Annotated in this window: 11 protein-coding genes and 1 tRNA gene; 9 read left to right on the top strand and 3 right to left on the bottom strand. The window is 60.9% G+C overall.

Translation table 11 applies throughout. The annotated features are described in order from the left end of the window. Positions 1-48: 48 nt before the first annotated feature. Together HBO05_RS17030 and HBO05_RS17025 are read right to left on the bottom strand one after the other, a co-directional pair. Positions 49-1,290, bottom strand: coding sequence for a tyrosine-type recombinase/integrase (locus tag HBO05_RS17030; RefSeq protein WP_172313487.1), 1,242 nt, complete (start codon positions 1,288-1,290; stop codon positions 49-51). 166 nt (positions 1,291-1,456) lie between these two features. After that, positions 1,457-1,533 (bottom strand) — tRNA-Met (locus HBO05_RS17025). 460 nt (positions 1,534-1,993) lie between these two features. Between HBO05_RS17025 and HBO05_RS17020 the strand changes: the two genes are divergently transcribed. Beyond that, the gene (locus HBO05_RS17020; protein WP_169954832.1) at positions 1,994-3,211 is read left to right on the top strand and encodes an MFS transporter; all 1,218 of its coding nucleotides are present in this window, start codon (positions 1,994-1,996) and stop codon (positions 3,209-3,211) included. Positions 3,212-3,248: 37 nt separating this feature from the next. On the opposite strand, the gene HBO05_RS17015 is transcribed toward HBO05_RS17020, so the two are convergent. Then, positions 3,249-3,800 (bottom strand): RNA polymerase sigma factor, encoded by a 552-nt coding sequence (locus HBO05_RS17015; protein WP_169954833.1) that lies wholly within the window; start codon positions 3,798-3,800, stop codon positions 3,249-3,251. A 261-nt stretch (positions 3,801-4,061) separates the two neighbouring features. On the opposite strand from HBO05_RS17015, the gene sctW reads away from it, so the two are divergent. Genes sctW through sctR form a run of 8 tightly spaced genes read left to right on the top strand, consistent with a single transcriptional unit; the run spans position 4,062 to position 12,052 of the window. Next, positions 4,062-5,153 (top strand): type III secretion system gatekeeper subunit SctW, encoded by a 1,092-nt coding sequence (gene sctW / locus HBO05_RS17010; RefSeq protein ID WP_169954834.1) that lies wholly within the window; start codon positions 4,062-4,064, stop codon positions 5,151-5,153. After that, positions 5,150-7,246: a type III secretion system export apparatus subunit SctV gene (sctV, locus tag HBO05_RS17005; protein WP_170058594.1), complete on the top strand. Its 2,097-nt coding sequence runs from the start codon at positions 5,150-5,152 to the stop codon at positions 7,244-7,246. Before sctW ends, sctV begins: the two co-directional genes overlap by 4 nt. 9 nt (positions 7,247-7,255) lie before the next feature. Then, a complete protein-coding gene (locus HBO05_RS17000) occupies positions 7,256-8,161 on the top strand; it encodes an FHA domain-containing protein (RefSeq protein ID WP_170043046.1) in 906 nt (301 codons plus the stop codon). After that, on the top strand, positions 8,158-9,516 hold the full coding sequence (locus HBO05_RS16995) for a FliI/YscN family ATPase (protein WP_169954837.1): 1,359 nt from the start codon (positions 8,158-8,160) through the stop codon (positions 9,514-9,516). The genes HBO05_RS17000 and HBO05_RS16995 overlap by 4 nt, the downstream gene beginning before the upstream one ends. Next, positions 9,503-9,928: a YscO family type III secretion system apparatus protein gene (locus HBO05_RS16990; protein ID WP_169954838.1), complete on the top strand. Its 426-nt coding sequence runs from the start codon at positions 9,503-9,505 to the stop codon at positions 9,926-9,928. The genes HBO05_RS16995 and HBO05_RS16990 overlap by 14 nt, the downstream gene beginning before the upstream one ends. Next, complete coding sequence (locus HBO05_RS16985; RefSeq protein WP_169954839.1) at positions 9,925-10,383, top strand: type III secretion system HrpP C-terminal domain-containing protein; 459 nt, start codon at positions 9,925-9,927, stop codon at positions 10,381-10,383. The genes HBO05_RS16990 and HBO05_RS16985 overlap by 4 nt, the downstream gene beginning before the upstream one ends. Beyond that, positions 10,380-11,402 carry a FliM/FliN family flagellar motor switch protein gene (locus HBO05_RS16980; protein WP_169954840.1) on the top strand — a complete coding sequence of 341 codons (1,023 nt, stop codon included), beginning with the start codon at positions 10,380-10,382 and terminating at the stop codon, positions 11,400-11,402. Before HBO05_RS16985 ends, HBO05_RS16980 begins: the two co-directional genes overlap by 4 nt. After that, complete coding sequence (gene sctR, locus HBO05_RS16975; protein ID WP_172313485.1) at positions 11,399-12,052, top strand: type III secretion system export apparatus subunit SctR; 654 nt, start codon at positions 11,399-11,401, stop codon at positions 12,050-12,052. Before HBO05_RS16980 ends, sctR begins: the two co-directional genes overlap by 4 nt. Positions 12,053-12,054 lie beyond the last annotated feature (2 nt).

The following is a 12,054-nucleotide window of genomic DNA, read 5'->3' as shown; positions in this document are numbered from 1 at the left end:
GAGTAACACGCGTTACACCGGATTTAGAGGGGGGCAGGGTAAGTGCTCTCACACTGCCTTCCCAAATTGACCTTGCACTACATTCCCGGCCTCTAGGGAGTCGAGATGATCGGCGTACCACTGCATCATCTGTGTGCGTTGCTCAAGGTACTGAGCCTTGTTGTAAATCCCTCGAACACCTTGTGCCTTGTGGCTGAGTTGGGCCTCGATATGGTCAGCTGGATATCCGTGCTCGTTGAGGATCGTGCTGGCGATGTGGCGGAAGCCATGGCCGGTCTGGCGGCCCTCGTAACCAAGGCGTCTGAGTGCCATTAGGAATACGGTATCGCTGCGGGGTTTAGTGCGGTCGCTTCTACCTGGAAACAGGAGTGGGTAAGCTCCGGTTATTTGCCGAAGCTCTAATAGTGCTTCCACTGCTTGAATGCATAGTGGCACCAGGTGCTCACGACCTTTCTTGCGGCCCTTGCGCTCGACTGGAACGGTCCAGAGCTTCTTGTCGAAATCGAACTCTACCCAGTGTGCTTCTCGGAGTTCGCTGGGGCGTACAGCCATCAGGGTCAGCAGCCTCAGGCCGAGCTGAACATCTTTCGCGTGGGGGTAGGAGCGTATCGCTCGAAGTAACCCCGGAAGCTCATCGGGGGAGACGTGGGCGTAGTTCTCTGCCTTTCCCGAGGACAGAAATTTATGCACACCCTCCAACGGGTTGTTGACGGCTCTGCCTGTTACGCGAGCCAGGTCATAGATATCTTTGCAGTAGGCCCTCACACGGCTCATCTGTTCCAGAATCCCCTGACGCTCAAGCCCTCTCAATAGCTCCATCCACTCCATCGACATGATTGAGGTGTAGGGGCGTTTACCGAGCGAGGGGAATACATGGCGTTCGAGTGCGCCAAGTATCCTTTTGGCCGTACCAGCATCCCAGCCGCTAAGGCGAGACGTGTGCCACTCCCTTGCCAATGCTTCAAAGGTGTCATTGGCCGCGTCGATCTCGGCGGCTTGGCGAGCTTTCTTCGAGGTGATCGGGTTCTTACCTTCCGATGCGTCTGCGCGTAGATCAGCCGCTTTCTGTCGAGCGAAAGCGCCACCCACTTCCGGATAGCCGCCAAGACCAAGCCATGACCATTTGCCGTCCGGCTTCTTGTAACGTAACTCCCAGGACTTCTGGCCGTTTGGCTTGACCCTGAAATACAGCCCTGGGCTGTCTAGTTCGCGGTATGTCCCGGCCTCAGGCTCCAGGCTGGAGAGTGTCGTGTCAGCGAGAGGGCGTCGCTTGATATCTGTGCGTTTCATCCTTGTATGCCTTCAGTTCAATTTTTTATGAAGCATACACGTGGGCATACACGGAGGGGAAGGATAGGGGTAGATAGAGGTGGACAGCCAGAAACAAGAAAGCCCGCACGAGGCGGGCTTCTTGAGGTGATTCATAGACTGCTGTAGACATCTATGGATCGGTACTTGGTGGCTACACAGGGACTTGAACCCCGGACCCCAGCATTATGAATGCTATGCTCTAACCAACTGAGCTATGTAGCCAAGTGGCGCGCATTATTCGCGGAGAACGGGAATGCGTCAAGCGCTTTTTTTGAAAATTTATCTACGCTATCAACTGTTTAAGCAAAAACACCGGGTGAGGCGACCAGTGGCTGGGGATTTGTGCAGTTCCCCAGGTCGCGAAAATCAAAGTGTGGGAGCGGGCGTGCTCGCGATGGCGGTGAGCCAGCCAATACGGGAGTTGATTGACCCACCGCCATCGCGGGCAAGCCCGCTCCCACCTTTGATGTGGGGTGTTCTTACCAGGCACAAGGCCGAAGGATTCTCTAGGAAATGTCCCTCAAATTAGACGGATCCATCTTGTTGGCCCTTTACAACCCATGAGCGCTGCATCGATTCACCTACTCGTTAGCCTGCTAACGGGATAGCCTTCCTGCCCCGAAAAATGGCACATTGTCGCACCTGCACCTGTGCATCCATCTGCTGTACGGAAACGTTCCTCATGGCTCTTACCAATTCCCAGCCTTCAGTGGCTACGACGCCGGCCGCGGCGCAATCCAGCCCGTTGGTCATGCGTATCATCGGCGCCGTGGCGCTGGCGCACTTGATCAATGACTTGATCCAGGCGGTGTTGCCGTCGATCTACCCGATGCTCAAGCAAAGTTATGGCCTGACGTTTACCCAGGTCGGCCTGATTACCCTGACGTTCCAGCTCACGGCCTCGCTGCTCCAGCCGTGGGTGGGGTATTACACCGATCGCCATCCCAAGCCGTTCCTGCTGCCCTGCGGGATGATCTGTACGCTGGTGGGGATTTTGATGATGTCCCAGGTCGGCAGTTTCCCGCTGATCCTACTGGCGGCGGCGTTGATCGGCATTGGTTCCTCGACCTTTCACCCGGAGGCGTCCCGCGTGGCGCGCCTGGCCTCGGGTGGGCGCTATGGCCTGGCGCAGTCGACCTTCCAGGTTGGCGGTAACGCAGGTTCGGCGTTTGGCCCGTTGCTGGCGGCGGCGATCATCATTCCGTATGGCCAGGGCAATGTGGCGTGGTTCGGCTTGTTCGCGGTATTCGCCCTGGGTGTGCTGTATGCGATCAGCCGCTGGTACCGCAACCATTTGAACCTGTTCAAACTCAAGCAGGGCCAGGCCGCTACCCACGGCCTGTCGAAAAACCGCGTGCTCGGTGCGTTGGTGGTGCTGGGGCTGTTGGTGTTTTCCAAGTACTTCTACATGGCCAGCTTCACCAGTTACTTCACCTTTTACCTGATCGAGAAGTTCGACCTGTCGGTGGCCAGCTCGCAGTTGCATCTGTTCCTGTTCCTGGGGGCGGTGGCGGCGGGCACGTTCTTTGGCGGGCCGATTGGCGACAAGATCGGCCGCAAGGCGGTGATCTGGTTCTCGATCCTGGGTGTGGCGCCTTTTACCCTGCTGTTGCCCCATGTCGACCTGTTCTGGACCAGCGTGCTCAGTGTGGTGATCGGCTTTATCCTGGCTTCGGCGTTCTCGGCGATTGTGGTTTACGCGCAGGAATTGGTACCGGGCAATGTGGGAATGATCGCCGGGGTGTTCTTCGGCCTGATGTTCGGGTTTGGCGGGATTGGTGCGGCGTTGCTGGGCTACCTGGCAGACATCCACGGCATCGAGTACGTGTACACGCTGTGCTCGTTCCTGCCGCTGCTCGGGGTGCTGGCGATTCTGTTGCCACGTTCGAAAAAGGCTTGAAGCCGGGGGAGGGCCCTATCCATGGGCATTCCCTCTCCTATTGGAATGGATGAGATTTTGTCGCACGTTTGAGCTGTTCCCGTGCCCGGGACAGGCGGGAACGGACGGTACCAATCGGGATCGCCAGGGCATCGGCGGTGTCCTGGTAGCTACCGTCGGTTTCCAGTGAGGCATACAAGGTGTTGCGCATTTCCAGGGGCAGGTTCTGGATTGCGCTGAGGGTGTTTTCCAGCCGGCGGTTGATCTCGAATTGGCGCGCCAGGTCCTGCTCTTCGTTATGTCCATGGGACAGCGACTCGTCGAACTCGCAATGCACCGGCTTGGCATAGAGGCGGCGGAAGTGATTGCGGATCAGATTCAGCGCGATCCCGCACATCCACGTGCTTAATGATGCCTGCGCGCTGAAGTGATGGCGGTTACGCCAGGCCTCCAGGTACGTCAGTTGCAGGATGTCGTCCGCATCCTCCGGGTTCAAAACGCGTTTATGAATGAACCGGCGCAGGCGTTTGTGGTGGTCGTCGGACAGATCTTGGATGGATTGGCCAGGGTCACGGGGAAGATTAACTAAAACACTGATAGGGATATCCATGATTTTTCCTCAGGGTATAAGCAGTCGAAATGGCTTCGACGAGAACCCTGTTAGCACCGCTTGTGCCAATCGGAAATTGTCTGTATCTAATTGATATATATAGCGAAATATCTTGTTTTAGGTGTTTTTCATGCAAGAGCTTGCGCAAGCCGCCGTGGGTTTGTGCGGGTATTTTCATTGCTGATGCAAAGCGGATGAGGATGGAACCGTATGGGCTGTCCCAGCCACACAAGGATACGAATCTCTTGTGCTGGCACTCCCATGAAAGTCGATCCCAATCTTGAAGTGCAAACCCCCGCGCCCCTGAATCAACCGGCCCCGGCACGGATTGAGGGTGGGCTGCCGGTTCCGATAAACGCTCCGGTTGCTGACGATCTGAGTGTGCTGTTCACCCAGGAGGTCGAATTCAATGGCCGGGCGCTGGGCCAGCGCCAACTGGGCCTGCGGGCCCCAGCGGCCGAGCAGTTGACGCAGCTCTATGATCAACTGGGGCACCCGGCGCAGACGACAATGGCGACCGTTGCCCGTAACGTCAGGGTGCAACTGCTGGTCGGCGCCAAGGTCGGCAAGTTGATGGATATCACGGGCAACGACCCGGCGCGCGCGTATGTGGTGCTCAAGCACGTGGCGCTGCAGGCGGACGCCGAGGGGCGTACCGCCGAGGCGAGCCTGGCGCGCAGTTCGCTGGTTGACCTTGAGGCCCACTACAAACCACAGATCCAGGCGGGCCTGAACACCGCACTGGCATTGCAGGCCGGCAGTGATGACCCGCAGCTGCGCCAGGCGGTGCGCAGCCTGTATTACACCAGCGTGGTCACGACCCAATCGCTGGCGACCATTATGCAGTCGCTGCTGGGGCTGTTCGGGGGCGGGGACTTTGAGTCCGGGCTCAAGCTGATCCGCCGCGCCCTGGCCGACGATATTGCCGCGCAGACCTCTTCGGTAGACCGGGGCCAGTTGCGCACCCTGTTGCTGGGCTTGAATGACTGCAGCCGCCTGAGTGGTGTGCTCGCCCGCTGCAAGGATCTGATCGGCAAGTTCCTTCTGTTGTACCCCGAACTGCCCCTGGACGCGGTGGGCCTGTTGCAGCGCTTGCTGGGGTATGCGGCCAGCGGTCTTGCGCCCCACGAAATCAAGCACCTGGCCCGGGACCTGGGGGGCGATCAGTGGGCTCACCAATTACAGTCGCTGAGCACCTTTTTCCCGGAGCTCAAGGCCTTGCCGCTGGCCTGGTGGTGTGATGCAAGACGGCGCGAGGAGGCACTGAACAGCTACAAGCAGGTCCTGCTGGAGTACGCCACCCAGGAGCGAGGCACGCGGCATACCCACACGTGGCCGGAATTGAAGGCATGAGTGCTTTGCGGGCCATCAACGGCGTGCTGTTGAAGGTTGCACAACGCGCCGAGGTGCTGGGCGCGGTGGTGGTCATGGCCATTGTGTTTATCTTTATCGTGCCGCTGCCCACCTGGCTGGTGGATATCCTGATCGCCCTCAATATCTGTATTTCTTGCCTGTTGATCGTGCTGGCGCTGTACCTGCCGGGGCCGCTGGCGTTTTCATCGTTCCCGTCGATCCTGCTGCTGACCACGATGTTTCGCCTGGCGCTGTCGATTGCCACCACGCGCCTGATCCTGCTGGAGCAGGACGCCGGCGACATTGTCGAGGCGTTCGGCAACTTTGTGGTGGGCGGCAACCTCGCGGTGGGCCTGGTGATCTTCATGATCCTGACCCTGGTTAACTTCCTGGTGATCACCAAGGGTTCGGAGCGGGTTGCGGAAGTGGCGGCGCGTTTCAGCCTGGACGCGATGCCCGGCAAGCAAATGTCCATCGACAGCGACCTGCGCGCCGGCCTGATCGACGGCAACCAGGCCCGGGACAAACGTGAGCAACTGTCACGCGAAAGCCAGTTGTTCGGGGCCATGGACGGGGCCATGAAGTTCGTCAAGGGCGACGCCATCGCGGGGCTGATCATTGTCGTGATCAACTTGCTGGGCGGTTTCGCCACCGGCATGTTCCAGCATGGCATGAGTGCCGGCGAATCCATGGCTTTGTACTCGGTACTGACCATCGGTGACGGCCTGATCGCGCAGATTCCGGCCCTGCTGATCTCGCTGACCGCCGGCATGATCATCACCCGTGTAGCGCCTTCCGGGCGCAATAAAGGCAGCAACAACATGGGCGCCGAGATTGCCCGGCAAATGACCAGCGAGCCCAAGAGTTGGATGATTGCCTCGGTGGGCATGCTCGCCTTCGCCACGCTGCCGGGGATGCCCACGGTGGTGTTCATCCTGATTTCGTTGATGACCGGCAGCCTCGGCTATTTCCTGATGCGCCGCCGCCAGCGTGAGGAACAGTCGCAGGAACCGGCCACCGATACCGTCCCCCCAGAGCAGAACGGGGTGGAGGATCTGCGCGGCTTTGACCCGTCGCGGCCGTACCTGTTGCAGTTTCCGCTGGCCTTGCAGGAGAGCCCGCTGGTATCGGATGTGATCCACGGGGTGCGCCAGAGCCGCAATAGCCTGGTGACCCAGATTGGCTTGACCCTACCGCCGTTTGAAGTCGAGTTCGCCCCGGCATTGGCCGACGATGAGTTTCGTTTCTGCGTGCATGAAGTGCCGATATTGAAGGCCACGCTGGGACATTGGGTGGGTGTGGAAATGGCGGCATTTGCGGGCGAGCCCGCAAGTGGCAGCAGGGGCCTGGCGGAGCGCGACGAACAGGATTGGATGTGGTTTGCCCCTGATGACCCGCTGCTGGCGGACGAGCATCTGGCGCGCTCGACGGCCTACAGCCTGCTCCAGGAGCGCATGACGCGAGCGATGCTGCTCAGCGGCCCGCAGTTCCTCGGCATCCAGGAGAGCAAGGCGATTCTCAGTTGGCTGGAGTTCAACCAGCCGGAATTGGTGCAGGAACTGCAGCGGATCATGCCGTTGTCGCGTTTTTCGTCGGTGTTGCAGCGCCTGGCCGGCGAGGGCGTACCGCTACGGGCGGTGCGCCTGATTGTCGAGGCGTTGATCGAGCACGGCCAGCATGAACGTGAGCCGGATGCCCTGGCCGACTATGCGCGTATTGCCCTCAAGTCGCAGATCCTGCACCAGTACAGCGAAACCGATGGCCTGCATGCCTGGCTGTTGTCACCGCACACCGAAAACGTGTTGCGCGACGCCCTGCGCCAGACCCAGACCGGGGTGTTCTTTTCTTTGGATAACGAAAGCAGTGCGGCGCTGGTCAGCTTGCTCAAGCAGGCCTTCTCCGTGCGCCCCAAGAGCAAAAGCGTGCTGCTGGTTGCGCAGGATCTGCGCAGCCCCTTGCGCACCTTGTTGCTGGAGGAGTTCAACCATGTGCCGGTGCTGTCGTTTGCCGAGTTGAGTGCATCGTCCAAGGTCAAGGTGCTGGGGCGTTTTGATCTGGCCCAGGAGAATCTGTTTCGAGAGGAAGTGGCATGAGGCCTGGCGATGTTTGAGCTACGAGTGCTGGATGGTTCGCGCCAGGGGGCGGCGTTGCCGCTGTTTGGCGGGCAATGGAGTATTGGTGCCCATCCGGAGGCTGACCTTTCGCTATATGACGAGGGGATTGCCGAGCGCCATGTGGTGCTGCGCTATATCGAGCAGTGCTGGTCGGTACAGGCCCAGGAGGGACTGGTGCGCGCCAATGACGGTCGGCTCCTGGCACAGATTGCCGACCTGGCACTGGATGTGCCGTTTTCGATTGGCAATATTCGACTGTGTGTGACCCTGGCTGATCAGCCGTGGCCGCAAGCTCCGGCTGCCGCGCCTGTTCCGTCACCCGCCAGGTCGGTCAAGGAGGCGGCTGCGGGGCTGACGTTGTCGTCGATCTCCGGGTCGCAGCAAAAGCGGTTGATCAGCCTGGCGGTGGTGGTCGCGGCCATCATCATGGCGGTGGGGCTGGCCACAACGGGAGAGCACGAGGCCCAGGCATCGTTGATGCCGGTACAGAACCAGAAAAGCGCGCTGGACTCACCCTACGAAGTCCGTCAGCAACTGCTGAAAATGCTCGTCGAGCGGGAGTTGAGCCAGCGCGTCAGCCTACAGGTGGTGAATGGCCAGGTGGCGCTCGACGGTGATGTTTCCCAGGAGGATGTGGGGGTGGTATCACGCATGCTCAGTCGTTTTGGCGAGCAGTTCGAGACGCCTGTACCGGTGATCAGCCGGGTCAAGGAGCGCAGCTCGGTGTTCCCGTTCAAGATTCTGCAGATCGTCGGCGGGCCCAATGGCCATGTGGTCCTGGATGAAGGCAGCCGCCTGTTTGTCGGGGATGAAGTCGATGGCTTGCGCCTGGTGCTGATCGACAACAGCAAAGTGGTGTTCGACGGCGTACAGCGCTATGAGGTGCGCTGGTGAGTGCCGAATTGCAGGCACGCCTGGCCGCCTGGCAGCAGGACCGATCACAGGCACTGGCCAATTTCGCACCGGTCTCGGTGCGTGGGCGGATCCAGCGGGTCAATGGCATGTTGCTGCAATGCCGCTTGCCTCATGCGCGTATCGGCGATTTGTGCCAGGTGGAAAAGGCCACGGGCGACTACATGCTGGCCGAGATCATTGGCTTCGATCAGCAGGATGCGGTGCTCAGCGCCTTGGGCAATCTTGAAGGCGTGCGGGTGGGCGCCAGTGTCGAGCAGTTGGGCGTCTCCCATCGGGTGCGTGTCAGTGATCAGCTGTTGGGCCAGGTACTGGACGGCTTTGGGCGCCCGATCACGGGGCAGGGCGCCAGTGCATTTGTCGAGGCGCAGGCCGAAGACACCAGCCTGGTGTTGTGCGAGGCGCCGTTGCCCACCGAGCGGCCGCGGATTCATCGGGCGTTGTCCACCGGGGTCCGTTCGATCGATGGCCTGCTGACCTTGGGCGAAGGCCAGCGCGTCGGCCTGTTTGCGGGCGCCGGTTGTGGCAAGACCACCTTGCTCGCGGAGATCGCGCGCAACGTTGACTGTGATGTGATTGTGTTTGGCCTGATTGGCGAGCGTGGCCGCGAGCTGCGCGAGTTCCTCGATCACGAACTCGATGACCAGTTGCGGGCCAAGGCGGTGTTGGTGTGTGCGACGTCCGACCGCTCGAGCATGGAGCGCGCCCGGGCCGCCTTCACCGCCACTGCATTGGCCGAAGGTTATCGACGCAAGGGCAAGCGGGTGCTGTTGCTGATCGACTCCCTGACCCGTTTTGCCCGGGCCCAACGTGAAATCGGCCTGGCTGCCGGTGAGCCGCTGGGGCGTGGCGGCCTGCCGCCGTCGGTGTACAGCTTGCTGCCGCGCCTGGTGGAGCGTGCCGGGCTGACCCGCGAGGGGGTGATCACGGCGATCTATACCGTGCTGATCGAGCAGGACTCCATGAGCGATCCGGTGGCCGATGAAGTGCGCTCGCTGCTCGATGGCCATATCGTCTTGTCACGCAAATTGGCCGAGCGCGGCCACTATCCGGCGGTGGATGTGCTGGCCAGCCTGTCACGGATTTTGAGCAACGTCGCCGAGCCCGTGCATATCCAGGCCGGGACGGCACTGCGCCGCTTGTTGTCGGCGTACCAGCAGATCGAGTTGATGCTCAAGCTGGGGGAGTACCAGCCCGGCAACGATGCCCTGACTGACCTGGCCGTGGACAGTCGCCAGGCGGTGGATGGCTTCCTGCGCCAGGACTTGCGCGAACCGGCATCGATGTCGATGACCCTCGATCAATTGATGAGCCTGACGACCCATGTCCCTTTCTGAAATCGACACGTTGCGGCGCCTGCGCAGGCATCGGGCCGACCGTGCCGAGCGGGCGCTGCGTGAGGCCAAGCGGCACCAGCAAGCCTTGCTGGCGCAAATCCAGCAGGCGCAAGACGCACTTGAGCAAACCCGCCTGGAGGAAATCCAGAAGTCCGCGCAGTTGTTGAATCAGCATCAAGGGCAGGTGCTCTCACTGCAGCAACTCAAGGCCTGGAGTACCCAGGAGCGCTCATTGGCTGCCGGAACCCAGCGTGAAGAAGGGCAGCTGCAGGCACTACAGGGCCGGCGCGAGGAACAGGTGGTTCACGTCGCCACTGCGCAAAAGCAGGTCACCCAATGCTTGCGCGAGGTTGAGAAGCTCCAGGAGTTGTCCGTTTTATTGACCCAGGAAGAGGTACAGGAAGAGCTATGACGCAAGTTCCAGCAAGCAAGCCTGAACGACCGCGCCCCCGTGAGCCACGCGCGGAACAGGAGCCTGCGCTGTCGGGTGTGGTGCATTGGGAGCAAGGACTGTTGTTTGCCCAACTGCTGGGCGGTGATGCGGAGGGTGCAGGTTACGGCACCTCGGCATCGGCAGCCGGAGTGTCAGCCGATGCCTTGATGATCGAGGCGATGACGGCGCAATTGACTCCCCGGATTCACGGGAGCGCGCAATGGCCCCTGCACGCGGTGCTTTACCTGCCGCGCCTGGGGCGGATCAACGCCAGCGTGCGCCGTGAACAGGGGGGCTGGAACATCGAGCTGGCGGCAGAGCAGGAACTTGCCGCGCGCTGGCTGACCGGCGTGCGGCAGGGCTGCCAGGAGCGCCTGGCCGAGGTGCTGGGCCAGCCCGTCGATTTGCATCTGGTCAATGTGGGCGCGGCATGATCATGCCTGCTTTAGCGCTGCCGCAGGTCAAGAGCGCCACGGTTGCGGCACGCCTGCGACTGGGGCGAGGCCTGCGCATGCCGTTCCAGGTGACAGGCCAGCACGGAGAGCTGCTGCTCGAGCCTGGGCGTGCGCCCAGGAGTGCTGCCGCGCTGTACTTCGAAAGTGCCTGTGGGCTATTGGCCTTCAGCGAGCCAGGGCCAATGTTCAGCCTGCTGGGGGAGTGCCCGGTGACGCTGGCAGAGGCCGGCAATGATCCGGACTCCTGGTTCTGGGAGTTGTTCCAGCATCACTTGAGCCCTCAAGTGCGAGCGCTGTTCGGTTACCTGCGGCTGCGCACGGCCCCTGGAAAACTGAACTTCGGTTGCCGGCTCACGGTGACGCTGGGGCCCTCCAGGGTGGTGGGGTATCTGTTGCTGGCCCCCGAGAGCTTGCTGGCGCTGTGTGAGACCGGGCGCTGGCAGCCGACAGCCTTGCCATTACCGCCCTCGTTTCAGTTGGCGATTGCCGTGACGCTGGGGCGCTTGCTGCTGCCCGTGACGCAGGTGCGCAGCCTGCGTGCCGGCGACGTGCTGATGCTCGAACAAGCCTTTTTTGATGTGCGGGGCAATGGCCAGGTGCGCGCTGGCAAGCATCGCTTGCGCGGGTGCATTGACGATGAATCCGGGCCTGTGTGCCTGACACTTACATCTATCGAGGAAACGTCCGTGGACGAGGATCTTTCAGCACAACACTACTCGGAGTATGAAGACAATGATCTTGATGAACCGGTGGTGGATGTCTTTGGCCATGAGCCTTTCGACGAGTTGAGCATGGCCCTGAATGTACGCTGTGGCACCCTGAACCTGACCCTTGGCGAGCTGCGCAACCTGGCCCCCGGCGCGGTATTGAGTATCGCCGGCTACGCCCCCGGCATGGCTGGCCTGTACTACGGCGACCGGCCGATTGGCCAGGGCCAGTTGGTCGAGATGGATGGACGCCTGGGCTTGCAGTTGTCCCGTGTGATTTTCGCGCGATGACGCTGCAGGGGGTTGAACCCCTTATCCTGGCGCTGTTCATCGGGGCATTGGCCTTGATGCCGATGCTGTTGATCGTGTGCACGTCCTTTCTGAAAATCATCATTGTGCTGATGATCACCCGTAACGCCATCGGCGTGCAGCAAGTGCCCCCGAGCATGGCGCTCAACGGCATCGCGCTGGCGGCAACGTTGTTCATCATGGCGCCGGTGGGCTATGCGATCGTCCAGAACGTCAAGGACGCCCCGGTAGACCTGAGCAGTGTGCAACGGCTCCAGAAGACGGGGCTGGTGGCCATCGAGCCGCTGCGCCTGTTCATGACCCGCAACACCGACCCCGACATCCTGACCCACCTGGTGGAAAACACCGCCCGCATGTGGCCCCCGGAAATGGCGCAAAACGCCCACCGTGACGATCTCATGTTGCTGATCCCGGCCTATGTGATCTCGCAATTGCAGGCCGGGTTCGAGATCGGCTTCTTGATCTACATCCCGTTCATCGTCATCGACCTGATTGTCTCCAACCTGCTGCTGGCCCTGGGCATGCAGATGGTCTCGCCGATGACCATTTCCCTGCCCCTGAAATTGCTCCTGTTCGTGCTGGTTTCCGGGTGGTCGCGGCTGCTCGACAGCCTGTTCCTTTCTTATCTGTGAGT

Origin of the sequence: Pseudomonas sp. WS 5079, assembly GCF_012985465.1 — a bacterium.
Lineage (GTDB): Bacteria > Pseudomonadota > Gammaproteobacteria > Pseudomonadales > Pseudomonadaceae > Aquipseudomonas.
This window is presented reverse-complemented; position numbering and strand designations above follow the sequence as displayed.